Raw genomic sequence first — 19,354 nt, 5'->3', positions numbered from 1 at the left:
AAGCCCCGGTCTTGCGACCAGGGCTCTAGAATTTGGCTCCCCCTGCTGGACTTGGACGGGGCGGCCTTCCGCCAGCGACATTGAGCGCGCAGCGATCATATTGCCGTACTGAAAACGAAAAAGCCCCGGTCTTGCGACCAGGGCTCTAGAATTTGGCTCCCCCTGCTGGACTTGAACCAGCGACATACGGATTAACAGTCCGCCGTTCTACCGACTGAACTAAGGGGGAATCGATATGGGTTCAGATACTAGCCATCTGGCCTGAGTGTGTCAACACGGTTGCGATAAATTGATTTTGGGTGGCTGAAAAATGAGCAGATTTTTATCCGGGGACTCAGGTAGCTGCTGAGGGCAGCGAGAAATAGGTGTGCAGACCATAGCTGCGGATCGTACAGAGTGCGAGTTTTTGCGGTGCAAAACAGAATTTCAAAATCACGTGGAAAAATCACTTGATTTTAGCGAGCCTTGATAACTCAAGGCTTACACTAAGTTATCCACGAAAACTGTGGATAACTATGTTGATGTCTGGCTTATAAAAGATAAAACGGATACTCAGATCGCAAATTGGCGATGAATTGCTCTATATGGGATTTGCTGAGTAAGCGGTTGTAATCAGGTGGGTTCGATAGCAGCTTCAAGATGAATATGAACCGATTAGAATAATTGCTTTAATCTTTAATGTCTGCGACAGATGTTGTGAATTGAATTTTAGTTACATCTGGAAAAGCTGTGGATGATCACAGGACATAAAATGGGAAAAAGGGATATTTTAGGTGTTGCGGAACAGCTTTGAAGTATAGAAGAACAAGGGGTAATCTTGTTCGTGGGCGGTGATAATACGCTTATCACATACTCGAATCAATCCCTATCACTGAGTTTTTTAACATTTTTCAACGCAGCCCTGAGAGCGGCGTTGTTCGGTGGTGGGGAAGCCATAGAAAAGAAACCTGGTGAAGGCGTCAGGGCGCTTATTGACAAGTGCTGATAGGGTCGCACAATGGGAAGACCAACAATTCCTCTCTCCCTGTTATTGACGGAAATTACGCATGGATAAAGTGTTCGAACTGTCTTCTCGCTTTTCGCCTTCCGGCGATCAGCCAACGGCGATTAACCAACTGCTGGAAGGGTTGGATGCCGGCTTAGCGCATCAGACCTTGCTGGGGGTGACCGGCTCAGGTAAAACCTTTACGGTTGCCAATGTGATTGCTCAGGCGAATCGTCCGACTTTGATCCTGGCGCCGAACAAGACGCTGGCGGCCCAGCTCTACGGAGAGATGAAAGAGTTCTTTCCAAACAATGCGGTCGAGTATTTTGTCTCTTACTATGATTATTATCAGCCTGAGGCCTATGTACCGACCACAGATACTTTTATCGAAAAAGATGCATCGGTGAATGCGCATATTGAGCAGATGCGTTTGTCGGCGACCAAAGCGTTGATGGAGCGGCGGGACGTGATCATCATTGCGTCGGTGTCGGCGATTTACGGCCTGGGTGATCCGGACTCTTATCTGAAAATGATGCTCCATGTGCGTCGGGGCGATATGCTGGATCAACGGGATATACTGCGGCGGTTGGCGGAGTTGCAATATACCCGTAATGATATGGCGTTTGAGCGGGGGACCTTCCGGGTTCGCGGTGAAGTCATCGATATTTTCCCGGCAGAATCGGAAAAAGATGCCGTGCGGATTGAGCTGTTCGATGATGAAGTTGATTGTATCAGCGTGTTTGACCCGCTGACCGGTGCCATCCTGAAAAAAGATATGCCGCGTGCAACCATTTATCCGAAAACACACTATGTGACCCCGCGTGAGCGGATCCTCGAAGCCGTGGATCAAATCAAGGTTGAGCTCGAAAGCCGGCGTAAGCAGCTGATGGAGAATAACAAGCTGGTGGAGGAGCAGCGGATTGCCCAGCGAACCCAGTTTGATATCGAGATGATGAATGAGTTGGGCTTCTGCTCCGGGATTGAAAACTACTCCCGTTATCTCAGTGGCCGGGCTGAAGGCGAGCCGCCGCCGACCCTGTTCGATTACTTGCCGCCGGATGGTCTGTTGATCATCGACGAGTCCCACGTCACGGTGTCCCAGATCGGTGCGATGTACCGTGGTGACCGCTCGCGAAAAGAAAATCTGGTGGAGTATGGTTTCCGGCTGCCGTCGGCTCTGGATAACCGGCCGCTCAAGTTTGAAGAGTTTGAAGCACTGGCGCCGCAGACTCTGTATGTCTCTGCGACGCCGGGTAACTACGAAGTGGAGAAATCTGGGGGAGAAATTGCCGAACAGGTGGTCCGGCCAACCGGATTGCTGGATCCGGAAATCGAAGTGCGACCGGTGGCCACCCAAGTTGATGACCTGCTCTCGGAAATTCGTATTCGGGAAGCGAAGGGAGAGCGGGTGCTGGTCACCACACTGACCAAGCGGATGGCTGAGGATTTGACAGAATACCTGGACGAGCACGGCGTGAAAGTCCGGTATCTGCACTCGGATATCGATACGGTCGAGCGGGTGGAGATCATCCGGGACTTGCGACTGGGAGAATTTGATGTCCTGGTCGGGATCAACTTGTTGCGCGAAGGGCTGGATATGCCGGAGGTGTCGCTGGTGGCGATATTGGATGCTGATAAAGAGGGCTTCCTGCGCTCGGAGCGATCCCTGATCCAGACCATCGGTCGCGCGGCGCGAAATTTGGAAGGGAAAGCGATTTTGTATGCCGACCGGATCACCGGCTCAATGGAGCGGGCGATGAATGAGACCAACCGGCGCCGGGAAAAGCAGCAGGCTTATAACGAAGCGCGTGGCATCGTGCCGCAAGCACTCAATAAAGCCGTTGCGGATATCCTGGAACTGGGTCAACCCGGGAAGCGCCGTGCGAATAAGGCGGAGCAGCTGCACAAGGTGGCAGAGCAAAAAGGGACTTACACGACTTTATCGCCGCAGCAGCTGGAGCTGGAAATTCAAAAGTTGGAGTCGGATATGTATGACTTGGCGCAGAATCTGGAGTTTGAAAAGGCTGCTGAGATCCGCGATAAGATCCACACCATGCGAGAGCAGTTTATCGCCAACAGCTGATCGGCTCGCCCCAATCCCTTTCTAACAGATAAAAAAAAGCCAACCGGAATGATTTCGGTTGGCATCATTGTTTAAGTGAAAAAATTCCACAAACAACGTCAGTTGGCTAGGTTGACTCTCAGGAAAGAGTCAATTTAGTTAATGCAGATGGCGTGCCAACTTTTTTGTCATCCTTGATTGTACTTTTTTACGGCGGTCTCAGAGCAATTTGTGGTTCGTGTTTGCGGTTTTGGTTGTGTGTGTTTGCATTTTGCAAATCATTATGCGATTCATTATGGCAAAATTGAAAATTTGAACTTTGCAGTAACACGTTCTTTCTCTATTGATTACAATTACTTTAGAAAGAAGGGGGTTGGAGGAGCAATGGAGAGCAAGTCTACACAACAGCGACACGTCTTAATGGTTGAAGATACCGCGTCGGTTGCGGCCTTGTACAAATCTTACCTGAATCCTCTTGGGCTGGTGGTCAATATTGTCGGGACTGGCGCAGAAGCACTCAATGCCATCAAGGCTGCAACCCCGGATCTGATCTTACTGGATTTGCGTTTACCGGATATGCCCGGGATGGCGGTGCTGGAAGCTGTACGTCGGGATTACGGCAATATTCCGGTGGTGATCATGACCGCGCATGGCTCGATAGATGTTGCGGTTGAAGCGATGCGGCATGGAGCCCAGGATTTTCTGATTAAACCCTGTGAAGCAGACCGGCTGCGGATTACTGTCAATAATGCCTTGCGTGCAGGTGAGCCGGATGCATCGGAAACATCACAGCCCGGTAAGGGAGGTGCGCAATACCAAGGTTTCATCGGCAATAGCCTGCCGATGCAAGCGGTTTACCGGGTGATTGAGTCGGCGGCTTCGAGTAAGGCGACGGTCTTTATTACGGGTGAAAGCGGCACCGGGAAAGAGGTTTGTGCCGAAGCGGTTCATGCGGCGAGTCCGAGGAGCAATCAGCCTTTTGTTGCACTCAACTGTGCGGCCATTCCGAAAGAGTTAATTGAAAGCGAGTTGTTCGGGCATGTGAAAGGTGCGTTTACCGGCGCCTCAACGGAGCGCAAAGGGGCCGTTGAACTGGCCAACAATGGTACGCTCTTTTTGGATGAGCTGTGCGAGATGGATTTGGATTTGCAAAGCAAATTGCTTCGCTTTATTCAAACCGGGACTTATCAGAAGGTCGGCTCGTCGAAAACCAGCCAGGTTGATGTCCGTTTTGTTTGTGCGACCAACCGTAATCCCTGGGTGGAAGTTCAGGAAGGGCGATTCCGCGAAGATCTATATTACCGATTGCATGTCATTCCGGTTACGTTACCGCCTTTGCGCGAGCGGGGCGAGGATGTGATAGAAATTGCCCATGCTTTGCTGGCTTTAATGTCCGTTGAAGAGCATAAGCACTTCTCTCGCTTCTCGACTGAAGTGGTTGATTTATTTCAGCGTTATTCGTGGCCGGGCAATGTGCGTGAGTTGCAGAATGTGATCCGAAACATCGTGGTCCTCAATTCTGGTGAAGAAGTGACCTTGCAAATGGTTCCTCCGCCGATACACGCCGGAATTGGCGCTGAAATTGCATCGTCAGGACTACAAGCGACCGAGATGCATCAGGCTTCGGGCCTGAATATGCAATCAGCGGAACCCCCGAGCGCTGAGGGACTTGCCGAAACTGCGTTTCAGCGGATCCCGGATCGCACGGAAATAGAGCCGCTGTGGGTTGTGGAGAAACGAGCGATTCAAGCGGCAATTAATGCGTGTGATGGTAACATTCCGCGAGCTGCGGGCTTATTGGAAGTAAGCCCATCAACGATTTATCGAAAACTGCAGACCTGGCAGGATGGGGCTGGTAGTAACAGGGAGACGAAATAAATGACAACAAGTATTAACGCATCAACCATTAAGCGCTTAGCTGAAGAAGTTGGTCAGGATACCGTTTCACTGTTGCTCAAAGTGTTCAGTGACGAGTTAGAACAGTATCTGCGCCAGCTTTCAGACCAGCCGTCTGTGAGTCAGGTCAGAGAGATCAGCCATGCGATTAAAAGTAGTGCGGCCAGCTTTGGCGCCGACGATTTAGCTGAAATGGCACAGGAATGCGAGTCTCGAATGAAACAGGGGCAAGCGGACTGGATGCAGGAGCATCTGCCTGAGTTCAGGCAGATGGTTCAGGGAATGGCGCTGGAGTACAAGCAGTTAGCCAGCAACGATGAGCTTATCAATCGCCTCTTTTAGCCTTTCTCGATTATGGCGCCATTCGTGATTACTTGAGGCCAGTGCTTCAATGATCTGGGTATAGCGTGGCGCCAGCTCAGGTCGATGGTGGTCGGTCAACACCCCATCGACTGCTCTTCCACCCATTGCACGCTCGCACCAGTGCAGCATCGTTTCCAGCGTCATCGCACCCGCCGGTCCTTTTTCCTTATCCAGGTTGGTAATAAAAATAATTTTCGCCTGGCTACGCTTTAAAGCTTGTTTGACTTCTTTCAAGAGCAAGGGGGGCATCACGCTGGTGAGAAAGCTGCCGGGGCCAAGTAAAATTAAGTCAGCGTGTTCAATAGCCTGAACACCTTCTTTCGTTGCCGGAACTGCCGGCTCAACATAGAGGCGCAACGGCACCTCGTTGAGTTCATCAACGCTGGTTTCTCCGGAAACAATGTCACCATTGCGTAGCATCGCGGTCAGATCGGCAGGGTGCTCAGACATCGGGACGATCTGGGTCTCGACTTTGAGCATGTCGCGGATCAGGTTGATGGCATCCAGTGGTCGAATCGATAAGTTATCTAACGCGGTTAGCATCAGGTTGCCCAGGTTATGGCCGTTGAGTTCGCCATTTCCCCGAAACCGGTATTCGAAAATCATCGAACCCACAGAAGGTTCGGTAATTAACTGATTGATACAATTACGGGTATCCCCCCAGGCGATACCGCCCTGGCAGGCGCGAATGCGACCCGTTGAGCCACCATTATCTGTGGTGGTGACAATACCCGTTACTTGGGGGCCGTAGCTGGACAGTGCAGACAGAACACGGCCTAGGCCATGTCCGCCGCCGATAGCCACTATCTTTGTATGAGTTGTTTTTGTTGTCATAGCCTGGAAGGCCGCTGTGGAAATTTTGGATCGGCAAGTGTAGCGATTTTATGCGTCGCAATCCAAGTTTCCAGTGAGAGTATGCAATAAATATCACGAAATGGGAGCGAAAGAGCACAATCGTCGCGTGTGGAAACCAAAAAAGCCTTCTACGGCAGCAGAAGGCAAAGGCTATGACAACGACAGTGTTTGGTTCAGGCCCGGGTTAGTGAGGCTTGTGCATGATACTCATCAGGTAATCGTAGGTATCCATGCAGCTTGGCGTGTTCAGCAGCATCTGCTTTTCGCTGGCAGGGACCGGCAGAATCTCCAACCAGCGCTGACAGAGCCAGCTTAAATTATTAAATTGCTTCTTCTGATTTAACTGGTTGAGCTCCGGGTGTTTTTTGAACATTTGCTTGAGCTTGTCAGCCAGAACTTGCTGTTCGTTACGGATTTTTACTTCCGGCCATTTCGGGATAAATTCGCACTCACCGCTGATAGCTCCGGACTCGCTTTGCTCGAGCGCGTGAATACGGAAGTTTTCATGGCCATAGACGGTCACAATCAATGAGCCGTCGAGCGCCGAGGTATCAAAATCTTCGACGGTCACGCGGGTACCGATATGGAAAAACTCATGGCCATGCTCGTTTTCGTCAAACATGCAGATGCCAAATCCTTCGGGAGACGATAGCGCGGCTTTAAAAGCTTCCATTTGCGGACCCGGCGCAATGCGGATTGGCATTCTACCACCGGGCAGGACATGGCGTTTTTGAAAAAGTAATGGGAGTGACTGTTTCATAATCGGCTCCGGCTGTCGTTATTGATGTCTGGTATGCTAGACGTTGCAATAGTGATGCCGGAATTTCACATCAGAGCCAGGTTGCCTGAATTCAGCCGCTTCCCTTACTTTTGACTTGCATTCGTTTTCATATTGCAATGCAAAGGGTTTACTTCTTTGCAAATTGCGAATCATTTTTGATTCGCAATGATTTTGAGCGCGTTATCACTGGGGAGTAACTCCAGGTGACTTTGCTCATTGAAGTACCAGCCCTTGATGATCCCTTTGGCCATCATGTCATGAAAACCGGCGACCACTTGCTCGGCAGCTTCATGGGCATGTCGGGCATCGAGCCCTTCTTCGCGCTGTAAATAGAGCGCAATATCATCAACTGTGGCTGATTCGATAATGTTGGACATAATTCCCCCACAATTTGTAAGAAAATTGGCATAACTTCTCTTTAGTAGTATTGTCGCGATTTCAGGTGATCGGTAGAATGCTTGACATCTTTTTTTAGAGAATTGTCATTAGGTCAAACTCTCTGATAAGTTATAAAGACTATGCCGCTTTGTCACGGGTGGGCTGATGAACAATCGTGCCATCGACGAAGCAGCCATAACTCCGAGCTCAATTCGCTAAGTTGTTTCGGGAACGACGCAATAGGTGACGTGAGCCGTGACATTATGTCACCAGGGTCGATAAAGAAATGCATCGGCCTCCCGTATTTGGAAAGGTGTTTCGTGGCAAATCAATTTGAAGACCAATATCATCGCAAGTTTTATTACCTGCGACTCTCGATTACTGACGTTTGTAATTTCAAATGTACCTACTGTCTCCCGGACGGCTATCAGCCGGCGGAGCGTAAAAAACCTTCTTTTCTGACCTTGGACGAAATCCGCCGGGTCACCAGCGCGTTTGCGGCGTGCGGGACGACCAAGGTGCGGATCACCGGCGGTGAGCCGTCACTGCGTCGGGACTTTACGGACATTATCCGGACGGTTGCCGAGCAACCGGGGATCCGGAAGGTGGCAACGACGACCAACGGCTATCGGATGGCCAAACAGGTTAAGGACTGGCGTGATGCGGGGCTGACACATCTAAATGTGAGTGTCGACAGCCTGGATCCGAAGATGTTTTATCAGATCACCGGTGAGAACTTGTTTCACCAGGTCATGGATGGCATTGATGCGGCGTTTGATGCCGGCTTTGAGCAGGTCAAAATCAATACCGTCCTGTTGAAAGATCTGAACTCACAGCAGTTACCGCAGTTTCTTGCCTGGATTAAAGATCGTCCGATCCAGCTTCGGTTTATTGAACTGATGCAAACCGGCGAAATGGACAGTCTGTTTCAACGCCATCATGTCTCCGGTGTGAGTATCCGTAACCATTTGATCGCCAACGGCTGGTTGCTCAAAGCACGGGCGAATAATGATGGTCCGGCTCAGGTGTTCTGCCATCCGGATTACCGGGGGGAGATCGGCCTGATCATGCCCTACGAAAAAGATTTTTGTCAGAGCTGTAACCGACTGCGGGTGTCTTCGCTGGGTAAGCTGCACCTCTGTCTGTTTGGCGATCATGGGGTCGAGCTGCGGGATCTGCTTACTCAGGATAGCCAACAGGCGGCACTAATCGACCGTATTCAAAGTGGCTTGCAGGAAAAAGCCGTCAGTCATTTTCTTGATGATGGCAATACCGGCATGACACCCCACCTCGCATCTATTGGCGGTTAACTGATACTGGTGAGGGGGCGGCTGAGAGGATCGGCCGGCTCGACAGTGAGCAACCAACGCCAGCAGCAAGAACACCCGAAGGGAAAAGAATGACACAATTTACACATATCAATGCTTCCGGTGAAGCCAACATGGTAGATGTTTCTGCCAAAACAGACACGGTCCGTGAGGCCCGGGCTGAAGCTTTTGTCCATATGGCTGCTGAAACCCTGGAACTGATTGTTTCCGGCCAGCATCATAAAGGGGACGTGTTCGCGACGGCGCGGATTGCCGGGATTCAGGCGGCGAAGAAAACCTGGGATCTGATCCCACTGTGCCATCCGCTGCTGCTCTCGAAAGTCGAAGTCCAGTTGGAAGCGCTCCCGGCCGAGAATAAAGTGCGGATCGAGTCGTGCTGTAGGCTAGCCGGGAAGACCGGGGTTGAAATGGAAGCGCTGACTGCGGCTTCCGTGGCCGCATTGACGATTTATGACATGTGCAAAGCAGTCCAGAAAGACATGGTGATTGGCCAGGTGCGCCTGCTTGAGAAAACAGGTGGCAAGTCCGGACATTTTAAGGTGGAAGCATGATTAAAGTACTTTTCTTTGCCCAGGTGAAAGAGCTGGTCGGGGTTGAACAGCTGGAAGTTGGCGCTGAATTTTCCACAGCCGAAGCGCTGCGGGCGCACCTGGCTTCGCGCGGCGATAAATGGCAGTTAGCGCTGGAGCCGGGGAAGTTACTGGTTGCGGTGAACCAGACGATTTGTTCCCTTGACAGCGGATTGAACGACGGCGATGAAGTCGCTTTTTTCCCGCCGGTAACCGGAGGCTAAGCATGATTTCCGTACAGGTTGAAGATTTCTCCGTTGCAGAAGAATATGCCAGCTTGGCGGAGGGAAACGACGCGGGTGCGGTCGTGACCTTTGTCGGGAAAGTGCGTGATTTCAATCAGGGGGATACGGTGACCGGATTGTCCCTGGAGCATTATCCCGGGATGACCGAAAAGGCGCTGAATGACATTGTTGCTCAGGCGCATGAGCGCTGGCCGCTGCTGCAAACCCGGGTGATCCACCGGGTTGGGGACTTGGCACTTGGCGATCAAATCGTATTCGTCGGTGTGACCAGTGCCCACCGTGGCGCTGCATTTCAGGCCTGTGAATTTATCATGGATTATCTGAAAACCCGGGCGCCGTTCTGGAAGAAAGAGCGGACACCGACGGTGTCTCGTTGGGTTGATGCGCGGGAAACGGATACAACTGCCGCTGAGCGATGGAAGTCGTAAGCGTAACTCCGTCAGTCTTCATCAACAACAGATGAGCAGGCCGGCTCTGCCAAGCTAGGGCAATAAAAGCCGGCCTAATACCTCACCAGCATGACTCATTGCAAATGATGCTAGAACTCAGGTATCGCATTGTTCTGGCACGGCTGCACTTTAAATCCGTCCTTCATGATCCACCCGGCACTCTCTCAGCACGGTGATGGAAGTCTCTCGTTGAAAAAATATTCAGGTATGCATTCCTGAATGTCTGTGATAGCGTCAATTTAACGCATGATTAGCTGTTATGGGTGAATGGCTATTTTGATATGTTGTTTGGTTGTGGATTAGCAAGGAGGCTGAGGATGATCAGGAGCGATCGATTACTCTACGAATTGGCGCCGGAGGGCTATGGGGAGCGCTATTGTGAGCCTGTGGAGCAATGGCTGACCCGAGCGCAGCCGTACTTACCTCATTTCCCTGAAGAAGTCCTCGAGCAGTGGATTTACCGTCACTGGAAAGGGGTGCTCTGTCATTGGGGCTGGTTGGATTTCAGGGCGATGAGTTTTTCTAAACAGTATTGGTCTACCGAGAGGATTTTGTCCCAGGTGAGCAGCCCGTACCAGGATGTAGTTGAGAAACTGGCTCGCCGAATGAGTAATCCGCTTTTTCAGCAAAGTTGGTTAGTCCAGCGGATGCAAAGCGATGGGACCTGGCCTGTTGCGCCAATTATCCTTCACTGCGATGGCCGCTTTATGACTGCGGAAGGCAGAGAGTTGAATGCACCCTATCATTTATTGGAGGGACACCACCGATTGGGATACTTAACTGCGATGGCGGCACAAGAGATTAACGTGTTGCGTGAGCACGCGTTGTGGGTTGTGAAGATTTCTGTGCATTAATCTTTCTGATGGGTCATTTTTTGGTTGTTAATTATAAGGTGGGTCGAAGGATCCACTTTTTTATTTTGCATGTCTAATATTAATTCGAATTTATCACTGAATGATTATTCCTTTCATGGCGGCAATTGTTAGAGTGTCAATATTAGGTGAATGTATTTACTTCGTTTCATGGCTGACCGGTTTTTTAGTTATTTAGATTCCTTTCCAGTGGTATTTTTTTGTCTTTTTTATATTTTTTTGTTCTTTTTAGTTATTTCGTATTCTATTTGGTTATGAGTGCGGGTGGGGCTTTGATGCAACAAATCTGAATAAAATATCACTAACTCAGTGTAATTTATAAAATCAGTGATATTTTATGCGCGGGTTGTGGGTTGTTCCGTGGTTCATGATTCTGTTGAACCCTGATTATGTGGTTTTTTGTCGTATTGCGACGGATTTATGTTGCTGATATGTTTCAACTCGACTTGGGATGAGTCGAAAATTATAGAAATTTACAGGTAAGTAAAATGAAAAAAACACTATTAGCAGTAGCAATTCCCGCCGTTATTTTCAGCAATGCCGCCAGCGCCGTTGAACTTCTGAAAGATGAAGGTGCGATGGTTGACTTTTATGGTCAGCTACGCACTCAAGTCGAAAAGTATGAAGATAAAGACGTGACTTTAAACGCTGGCTCCTCTCGTGCTGGTGTTCAAGCTGAATATGCGCTTTCAGATACAGTGGACGTATTTGGTAAGGTTGAGTTTGGCATCGCCTTCAAGGAATCGAAGGACGAGTACAACATGAAAAACCGTCTGCACTTTGCCGGTGTAGATACAGATTTCGGTAAATTCACCTTTGGTCGCCAGTGGGTTGTCTCGGATGACATCTATGGTGCCGACTATTCTTACTTCTTCGGTGGTTCAGCAATCCGCCACGCGACGCTTTCCGGTGCGCGTCATGACTCACTGATCAAATATAACTTCGAAGGTGAAAACTTCCTGCTGGCCGCGAACTACGGCCTGGCTGAAGATGACACCAACCAGGAACTGTCTGAGCTGTACCTGTCGACCAGTGTTGGCGGTTTTAACTTCCACGTTGGTGGTGGTGTGAACCGTGACAAGTCTTATAAAGTCGGTACAGATAAGGTAACTGATCCAGCGAAAGAGACTGACGTAACTGCAGACCTGGAAAACACCTACTACGAGGGTACGGTTGAGTACACGGTTGGTCCGGCGCTGATCGGTTTCACTTACTACAATGCTGAGCTGGAAGCAAAGGGCGGCTCTTTATCTATTGAAGAAGACGGCTACAGCCTGGGCGCCACCTATAGCTGGGCAGACAATGCAACCGCATACACTGGCTTTGAGTTTATCGAGCAAACCGGTGGCGGGCTGAGCGATGACGGTCAGAACTTCTACATCGGTACCGACTACCACTTCAACAAGTGGTCTCGCATCTATGTTGAGTACGGTTATAAAGACGGCACAACGCTGGGCTTCTCTAACAAAGGGAGCGACAGCACAATTTCACCATCAGTTTCTGACGGTGAAAGCCAATATGCGCTGGGTGCCCGCGTTTACTGGTAATCCCACTCAACATTCATTGTCTTATTTATTTTTGCCCGGCTGACCCGCCGGGCTTTTTTATGCCCGTAGAACGGCGAACGCTGCAGGGAACGGTGGTGCCGGAGATTTGGTAATAAAATAGCCCCTTGGCAAGGGGCTAGGCTGGTGATATCAAAGCTGTGATGGCCTATTCAAGCACCGTTTGGTTCACTATTTGGCTTTATGCGCTGGTGGAACATAGCCATGGCGAACACGGGAAGGACTGGGGCGTGATTTACAACCACTGGGTCTCATATAGTTTGTACTCTTTATATTTCAAGTTAGAACGGAACGGTATCGGAATGCTGAGTTTTGTCTTCTGAATCACTGCCTACTGAATTCATCACCCAACAATATTCATACTAGCGCTATTGCGTAGCGATAGGTACTTGAAAATCGAGATTCAATCGCGTTGTGAAAAGTTTGTCTATCAGGTCGCTTTTTATTCGCTTTCGTTATTAAATTTGCGCTTCAGGCAAGGCTTGAGCATCTGTGCCATAGTTATGGTTCATCCTGTAAATTGTGTGGACTGAACTTTACAGGCGGATTAAGCGGGCCGCATCGCTTGGGACGACTTAGACTCGTCACCTGAGTGAACGGGTCCCGCGAGCACTTGTTGACGGGGGAGATAAACATGAAACACAGACGTGTATCGAACCGGCGTGTTAAGCAAATGTTAGAAGAACTTCATACTGATGAGATGCACATCATCTCAATTGACAGTAACGGGGAGCAACACCAGCTTGATACTAGGCACGGATCCGGGCCGGATGAGCGGCGGAATTTACAGCTTGATAGCGATAATAAGTGAAGCCATTTTTGACTGAAGCGCCTGAGAAAAGGCGCTTTTTTATGCCCTGATGTCATGTTTTTACAACTGTGTTATTGACTGTGCTGAAAAATGTTACATTTACAGGTGTTTTATGCTGATTATTTATGCAAACTTGTGGTTATTTATTCGTATTTTTCGTTTTTTTGGCTAATTTGGCGGATTTCCCTCTATCGAGACAGTTTCATGACAGAAAGCGCTAGCATGCACTTTTAGGGTGGTGATTAAATCTATGTAATGGTTTGCTGTTTGGTTTAATATCGCTTTTTGTTATCAATTTGTGGCAAATTGCTTCAATGCCTGATAAAGTTTTGACCAATTCTTCGGTTCGCTCTGTGTTGTTGAGGACTAACGGCGCAGACACTGCTGAGCGTTCAGCCAACCGAAGAACGTCAAGGACGTATTGATTAATGTATTGGAGCTAATGCATGTATAAGAACAAGATTACTCAGGCGCTTATGCTAAGCGCGGGTATGGCTGTCGCTGCCACCTCTTTTTCCACTCTGGCAGCTGAAGTACCAGCTGGCGTCAAGCTAGCCGCAAAACAGGAAATGGTTCGCGGGAACGGTACTGAAGTTGAATCTCTTGATCCACAAAAAGTCTCTGGTGTGCCAGAATCCAACGTGATCCGTGATCTGCTTGAAGGTCTGGTGAACCAAGATGGACACGGCAACCTGGTTGGCGGCGTGGCTAAATCCTGGGAAACCAAAGACAACAAAACCTGGATCTTCCACCTGCGCCCGGAAGCAACCTGGTCAAACGGTGATCCAGTGGTTGCCAGTGATTTCGTTTATGCGTGGCAACGTCTGGCTGATCCGAAAACGGGTTCGCCTTACGCGTCTTACCTGGAAATGACCACCATGAAGAATGCTGTGGACATCATTTCTGGCAAGAAGAGCCCCGACGCTCTGGGTGTTGAAGCCGTTGATGCGCACACACTGAAAGTTTCCCTGGAGAAACCGGTACCATACTTTGCCTCAATGACCGTGCACACCTCCATGAAGCCGGTGAACCAGAAAGTGGTTGAGAAGTTTGGTGACAAATGGACCAGCCCGGAAAACTATGTGGGTAACGGTGCGTATGTTCTTGACAAGTGGGTGGTGAATGAGCGAATCGTTCTGACACGCAACACTAAGTACTGGGACAACGACAAAACCGTGCTGAACCAGGTCACTTACTTGCCGATTGAAAACCAGGTTGCCGAAATGAACCGCTTCCTGGCTGGTGAAGTCGATGTAACTTATGAAATGCCGAATGAGCACTTCAAGCGTCTGGTGAAAGAATATCCGGAAGACGTCAAAGTGACGCCTTACCTGTGTTCTTACTACTACGAGTTCAATACGACCAAAGCCCCATTTGATAACGAGAAGGTTCGTAAAGCGCTGTCTTACGCGATCGATCGGGATGTCATTGCCAAGTTTATCGTGGGTAAAGGGGAAACCCCGGCTTATAACTTCACGCCGCTGGCCACCAACGGTCTGGAAGTGGATATGCCTGAGTATTCCAAGCTGACCCAGAAGGAGCGTATTGCCAAAGCAAAAGCGCTGCTGGAAGAAGCCGGCTACGGTCCGGGCAACCCACTGAAATTTGACCTGCTGTACAACACCAGTGAAAACCACAAGAAAGTGGCGGTTGCCATTGCTTCGATGTGGAAAAAACAGCTAGGAGTAACTGCAGTGCTGGAAAATCAGGAGTGGAAGAGCTACCTGGACAGCAAGCGTCAGGGTAACTTTGAAGTATCCCGTGCCGGCTGGTGTGGTGACTACAACGAAGCGTCAACCTTCCTGGCGATCATGCGTGACGGCCACTCTCAGAACTACCCTCGCTATTCTAGCGCGTCTTATGACAGCCAGTTGGATAAAGCGCTGACGGCTTCCTCTGATGCCGAGCGTGCTCAAGCTTATAAGAAAGCGGAAGCACTGTTGGCGAAAGATATGCCAATCCTGCCAATCTATCACTACGTGAATGCGCGTCTGGTGAATCCTAATCTGGGTGGCTATCCAGAGAATAACCCTGAAGATAACATCTTCAGTAAAGACCTTTACATCATTGCTGACAAATAAACAGCAAGAAAACTAATATGCGCTGCTCCTGAAATGGGGCAGCGCAGATTTTTCGTATTTGTTACGAATCATCTTTAACTGTCACAGACTGAACTAAACGGTGGAATTTTATGATTAAATTCATCGCAAAACGGATTTTTGAAGCCATACCAACCCTGTTGGTATTGATAACAATCTCGTTTTTCCTGATGCGTTTCGCGCCAGGAAACCCTTTCTCAAGTGATCGCCCGCTGCCGCCGGAAGTGATGGCAAACATCGAAGCAAAATATGGCCTGGATAAGCCGGTGTTTGAGCAATACACCACGTATCTTGGTAATATTTTGCACGGTGATTTCGGCCCCTCTTTCAAATATAAAGACTTCTCGGTGAATGAACTGGTTGCTGAAGCACTGCCAGTTTCAGCGAAAATTGGCTTTTTTGCCTTTATTTTTGCGCTGATCATGGGGGTCACTGTCGGCACGATTGCTGCCTTGAAGCAAAATAGCTGGCTCGATTACACCATCATGTCGACCGCCATGGCCGGGGTAGTGATGCCCTCCTTTATTCTGGCACCGGTCCTGATTTATATTTTCTCGATTAACCTCGGTTGGCTACCAGCAGGTGGCTGGAATGACGGCTCACTGCAATACATGATGCTGCCGATGATCGGGATGTCGCTGCTGTATGTCGCAACCTTTGCCCGGATCACCCGCGGTAGCATGATTGAAACACTCAACAGTAACTTTATCCGGACCGCGCGGGCGAAAGGCCTGAGCTATACCTACATCATTGTTAAGCATGCGCTGAAACCAGCCCTGCTTCCGGTTGTTTCCTACATGGGGCCGGCTTTTGTGGGCATTATCACCGGCTCGGTGGTGATTGAAACCATCTTTGGTTTGCCTGGCATTGGTAAATTGTTCGTGAACGCTGCTTTTAACCGTGATTACTCACTGGTACTTGGTATCACGATCCTCATCGGGACGCTGACCATTATCTTCAATGCGATTGTCGATATCGTTCTGGCGTACATTGATCCGAAAATTCGTTACTAAGGGGCCAACACAATGATGCTTACGAAAAAAGAAAATGTAGAGGCCGTTGAGAAGTTTTCTGAACAGCTGGAAATTGAAGGCCGCAGCCTGTGGCAGGATGCCCGAATCCGCTTTATGCGTAACAAAGCTGCGATGGTGAGCCTGGGGATCCTGTTTCTGATCACCCTGGCCGTGATCTTCGGCCCGATGTTCAGCCAGTATGCCTTTGATGATACCGACTGGTATGCGATGCACGCAGGACCAAGCTTCGGGCCGGAAGGTCACTTTTTCGGGACTGACAGTCTGGGTCGCGACCTGTACACCCGAACCCTGATTGGTGGCCGGATCTCCCTGATGGTCGGGATCCTGGGCGCACTGGTTGCGGTGGTCATTGGTACCCTGTATGGCGCGACCTCCGGCTTTATCGGTGGCCGCACCGACCGAGTGATGATGCGGATACTGGAAATCCTGTATTCCATCCCGTTCATGTTCTTCGTGATCGTGCTGGTGACCTTCTTCGGCCGTAATATCATGCTGATCTTCGTTGCCATCGGGGCGATTTCCTGGCTGGACATGGCCCGGATCGTCCGGGGGCAGACCTTGTCGCTGCGTAGCAAAGAGTTCATAGAAGCGGCGTATGTCTCTGGGGTTAGCCGCTGGCGAATTATCACCCGCCACATTGTGCCGAATGTGTTAGGTATTGTTGCCGTGTACTCAACCCTACTGGTACCGTCAATGATCCTGACCGAGTCTTTCCTCAGCTTCCTGGGTCTGGGTGTTCAGGAGCCAATGACCAGCTGGGGTGCGCTGTTGCAAGAAGGCTCTCAGACCATGGAAGTGGCTATCTGGCAGCTGATGTTCCCTGCAGCATTTATGGTTGTGACTTTGTTCTGCTTTAACTATGTGGGTGACGGTTTGCGTGACGCACTGGATCCAAAAGACAGATAAGAATCAGTTTTGCTTTGGCTGAGCCGCATACAGGCTTCAGCCAAAGGCAAGCGTTATAAGGAAGTATTTATGAGCTTATTAGATGTCAAAGATCTACGCGTAGAATTTAAAACACAAGACGGTATCGTCACCGCGGTTAACGATCTGAACTTTTCTCTACAGCAGGGTGAAACTCTGGGGATCGTGGGCGAGTCCGGCTCCGGTAAAAGCCAGACCGTGTTCTCCATTATGGGCCTGCTGGCTAAAAACGGCATGATTAGCGGCAGCGCTAAGTTTGAAGGCCGTGAAATTCTGAATCTGCCGGAGCATGAACTTAATAAGATCCGTGCCGAGCAGATCGCGATGATTTTCCAGGATCCGATGACCTCGCTGAACCCTTACATGAAAGTGAGCGATCAGCTGATGGAAGTGCTGATGCTGCACAAAGGCATGGGCAAAACCGAAGCTTTTGAAGAAAGTGTCCGGATGCTGGAAGCGGTGAAAATTCCCGAAGCGCGCAAGCGGATCACCATGTACCCACATGAGTTTTCCGGTGGGATGCGCCAGCGGGTGATGATTGCCATGGCGCTGCTGTGCCGCCCGAAACTGCTGATTGCTGATGAGCCGACCACGGCGCTGGATGTGACCGTTCAGGCGCAGATCATGGAGCTGCTCAATGAACTGAAAAGTGATTTCAATACGGCGATCATTATGATCACCCACGATCTGGGGGTTGTTGCCGGGAGCTGTGACAAGGTGCTGGTGATGTATGCCGGTCGTACTATGGAGTACGGTAAGATCAATGAGATTTTCTATCAGCCATCACACCCGTATACCGAAGGGCTGCTGAAGGCAATTCCACGTCTGGATACCGAAGGTGAAATTCTGCCGACGATCCCGGGGAACCCGCCAAACCTACTGCGTCTACCACCGGGCTGTCCTTATCAGGAGCGTTGCCACCGGGCAACCAGCCGGTGTAAGCAAGAGGCACCGGCGCTGCAAGATTATGCAGAAGGTCGTTTACGTGCGTGTTTTTCTGATGTGGGGACGTGGTAATGGAAGCACAAAAAAACTTGTTGTTGGATATTCATGATCTGAAAGTTCATTTTGATATTGCGGCCAAGTCTGCCTGGCCGTGGACCAAGCCAACCAAACTCAAAGCGGTGGATGGTGTCGGCATTCGCCTGTATGAAGGGGAAACCCTGGGCGTGGTGGGCGAGTCGGGTTGTGGTAAGTCGACTTTTGCCCGAGCTGTGATTGGTCTGGTTGAAGCCACTGACGGTAACGTGGTGTGGCTGGGCCAGGATCTGACCAAGCTGGATCAGGTGGCGATGCGTGAGAAACGCAAAGAAATCCAGATGATTTTCCAGGATCCGTTGGCTTCGCTGAACCCGAGAATGACGGTGGGTGAGATTATAGCCGAGCCGCTGAAAGCATTTTATCCGAACATGAGTGCCGATGATGTGAAGCAGCAGGTCAAAGCGATGATGGCCAAAGTCGGTCTGCTGCCGAACGTGATTAACCGTTATCCACATGAATTTTCAGGCGGCCAGTGTCAGCGGATCGGGATTGCCCGCGCCCTGATCCTGAAGCCAAAACTGATTATTTGTGATGAGCCGGTCTCGGCGCTGGATGTTTCGATCCAGGCACAGGTGGTGAACCTGCTGAAATCATTGCAAAAGGAAATGGGCCTGAGCCTGATTTTCATCGCCCACGACTTGTCGGTCGTCAAACACATTTCAGATCGCGTTCTGGTGATGTATCTGGGCAATGCAGTGGAAATGGGCGAAGGTGAAGCCTTGTTTGCTGAGCCGAAGCACCCGTATACCAAGGCGCTGATGTCGGCTGTGCCCATTCCGGACCCGGATCTTGAGCGCAACAAGGAGATTGAGTTGCTGGAGGGGGAACTGCCATCGCCAATGAACCCGCCATCGGGTTGCGTGTTCCGGACTCGTTGCCCGCAGGCGACAGATGAGTGTGCGAAGAAAAAACCGCAACTGGAAGGCGGTGATATACACGCAGTTGCCTGTTTGAACGTTCATTAATTCAAGCCTGTGACAGGCTTTAAGCGCGGTGTAAAAACCGCGCTTTTTTTCTATTTGGGACTTTGTCAAAAAAAGTGTTATCGAGCGTCAAAAAAATAAACACGCCAGGTGTTTTTCTTTTCCTGTTGAAAC

At 50.1% G+C, this 19,354-nt stretch carries 17 protein-coding genes, 1 tRNA gene and 1 riboswitch; of the genes, 14 read left to right on the top strand and 4 right to left on the bottom strand.

What is annotated here, in order from left to right:
- Positions 1-153 precede the first annotated feature (153 nt).
- Positions 154-229: transfer RNA gene (locus tag NNL38_RS10900), tRNA-Asn, on the bottom strand.
- A gap of 817 nt (positions 230-1,046) precedes the next feature.
- Between NNL38_RS10900 and uvrB the strand changes: the two genes are divergently transcribed.
- The 3 genes from uvrB (at position 1,047) to NNL38_RS10885 (ending at position 5,285) form a co-directional block, all read left to right on the top strand.
- Positions 1,047-3,068, top strand: a complete 2,022-nt coding sequence (gene uvrB / locus NNL38_RS10895) for an excinuclease ABC subunit UvrB (RefSeq protein WP_255388062.1) — start codon at positions 1,047-1,049, stop codon at positions 3,066-3,068.
- A 363-nt stretch (positions 3,069-3,431) separates the two neighbouring features.
- The gene (gene luxO / locus NNL38_RS10890) at positions 3,432-4,925 is read left to right on the top strand and encodes a quorum-sensing sigma-54 dependent transcriptional regulator LuxO (RefSeq protein ID WP_255388061.1); all 1,494 of its coding nucleotides are present in this window, start codon (positions 3,432-3,434) and stop codon (positions 4,923-4,925) included.
- On the top strand, positions 4,926-5,285 hold the full coding sequence (locus NNL38_RS10885; RefSeq protein WP_255388060.1) for an Hpt domain-containing protein: 360 nt from the start codon (positions 4,926-4,928) through the stop codon (positions 5,283-5,285).
- Here NNL38_RS10885 and yvcK read toward each other — a convergent pair.
- The 3 genes from yvcK to NNL38_RS10870 form a co-directional block, all read right to left on the bottom strand.
- Complete coding sequence (gene yvcK, locus NNL38_RS10880; RefSeq protein WP_255388059.1) at positions 5,247-6,140, bottom strand: uridine diphosphate-N-acetylglucosamine-binding protein YvcK; 894 nt, start codon at positions 6,138-6,140, stop codon at positions 5,247-5,249. The two genes, NNL38_RS10885 and yvcK, sit on opposite strands and share 39 nt — an antisense overlap.
- A 205-nt stretch (positions 6,141-6,345) precedes the next feature.
- Positions 6,346-6,921 carry an LON peptidase substrate-binding domain-containing protein gene (locus NNL38_RS10875; RefSeq protein ID WP_255388058.1) on the bottom strand — a complete coding sequence of 192 codons (576 nt, stop codon included), beginning with the start codon at positions 6,919-6,921 and terminating at the stop codon, positions 6,346-6,348.
- A gap of 170 nt (positions 6,922-7,091) precedes the next feature.
- Positions 7,092-7,319: a hypothetical protein gene (locus NNL38_RS10870; RefSeq protein WP_255388057.1), complete on the bottom strand. Its 228-nt coding sequence runs from the start codon at positions 7,317-7,319 to the stop codon at positions 7,092-7,094.
- Positions 7,320-7,507: 188 nt separating this feature from the next.
- Positions 7,508-7,652: riboswitch (molybdenum cofactor riboswitch) on the top strand.
- Between NNL38_RS10870 and moaA the strand changes: the two genes are divergently transcribed.
- From moaA to oppF, 11 genes are all read left to right on the top strand, one after another.
- Entirely contained in the window at positions 7,641-8,630 is a 990-nt protein-coding gene (gene moaA, locus NNL38_RS10865; protein ID WP_255388056.1) for a GTP 3',8-cyclase MoaA, read from the top strand. It overlaps the preceding riboswitch by 12 nt.
- 89 nt (positions 8,631-8,719) lie before the next feature.
- Complete coding sequence (gene moaC / locus NNL38_RS10860; RefSeq protein ID WP_255388055.1) at positions 8,720-9,199, top strand: cyclic pyranopterin monophosphate synthase MoaC; 480 nt, start codon at positions 8,720-8,722, stop codon at positions 9,197-9,199.
- Positions 9,196-9,441: a molybdopterin synthase sulfur carrier subunit gene (gene moaD, locus NNL38_RS10855; protein ID WP_255388054.1), complete on the top strand. Its 246-nt coding sequence runs from the start codon at positions 9,196-9,198 to the stop codon at positions 9,439-9,441. Before moaC ends, moaD begins: the two co-directional genes overlap by 4 nt.
- A 2-nt stretch (positions 9,442-9,443) precedes the next feature.
- Positions 9,444-9,890, top strand: a complete 447-nt coding sequence (moaE, locus tag NNL38_RS10850) for a molybdopterin synthase catalytic subunit MoaE (RefSeq protein WP_255388053.1) — start codon at positions 9,444-9,446, stop codon at positions 9,888-9,890.
- A 338-nt stretch (positions 9,891-10,228) separates the two neighbouring features.
- The gene (locus NNL38_RS10845) at positions 10,229-10,765 is read left to right on the top strand and encodes a hypothetical protein (RefSeq protein ID WP_255388052.1); all 537 of its coding nucleotides are present in this window, start codon (positions 10,229-10,231) and stop codon (positions 10,763-10,765) included.
- A 506-nt stretch (positions 10,766-11,271) separates the two neighbouring features.
- Positions 11,272-12,330: a porin gene (locus tag NNL38_RS10840; protein WP_255388051.1), complete on the top strand. Its 1,059-nt coding sequence runs from the start codon at positions 11,272-11,274 to the stop codon at positions 12,328-12,330.
- A gap of 1,275 nt (positions 12,331-13,605) precedes the next feature.
- Entirely contained in the window at positions 13,606-15,240 is a 1,635-nt protein-coding gene (locus NNL38_RS10835) for an ABC transporter substrate-binding protein (protein WP_255388050.1), read from the top strand.
- A 110-nt stretch (positions 15,241-15,350) separates the two neighbouring features.
- On the top strand, positions 15,351-16,271 hold the full coding sequence (oppB, locus tag NNL38_RS10830) for an oligopeptide ABC transporter permease OppB (RefSeq protein WP_255388049.1): 921 nt from the start codon (positions 15,351-15,353) through the stop codon (positions 16,269-16,271).
- A 15-nt stretch (positions 16,272-16,286) separates the two neighbouring features.
- Positions 16,287-17,198, top strand: a complete 912-nt coding sequence (oppC, locus tag NNL38_RS10825; RefSeq protein ID WP_255390622.1) for an oligopeptide ABC transporter permease OppC — start codon at positions 16,287-16,289, stop codon at positions 17,196-17,198.
- 69 nt (positions 17,199-17,267) lie between these two features.
- The gene (locus NNL38_RS10820) at positions 17,268-18,233 is read left to right on the top strand and encodes an ABC transporter ATP-binding protein (protein ID WP_255388048.1); all 966 of its coding nucleotides are present in this window, start codon (positions 17,268-17,270) and stop codon (positions 18,231-18,233) included.
- Positions 18,233-19,222 carry a murein tripeptide/oligopeptide ABC transporter ATP binding protein OppF gene (oppF, locus tag NNL38_RS10815; protein ID WP_255388047.1) on the top strand — a complete coding sequence of 330 codons (990 nt, stop codon included), beginning with the start codon at positions 18,233-18,235 and terminating at the stop codon, positions 19,220-19,222. Before NNL38_RS10820 ends, oppF begins: the two co-directional genes overlap by 1 nt.
- The last annotated feature ends 132 nt before the right edge of the window (positions 19,223-19,354 follow it).

It is taken from the genome of Photobacterium atrarenae, from assembly GCF_024380015.1.
Lineage (GTDB): Bacteria > Pseudomonadota > Gammaproteobacteria > Enterobacterales > Vibrionaceae > Photobacterium > Photobacterium atrarenae.
Note: the sequence above shows the minus strand (reverse complement) of the source record. Positions and strands in the feature narration are given on the sequence as shown.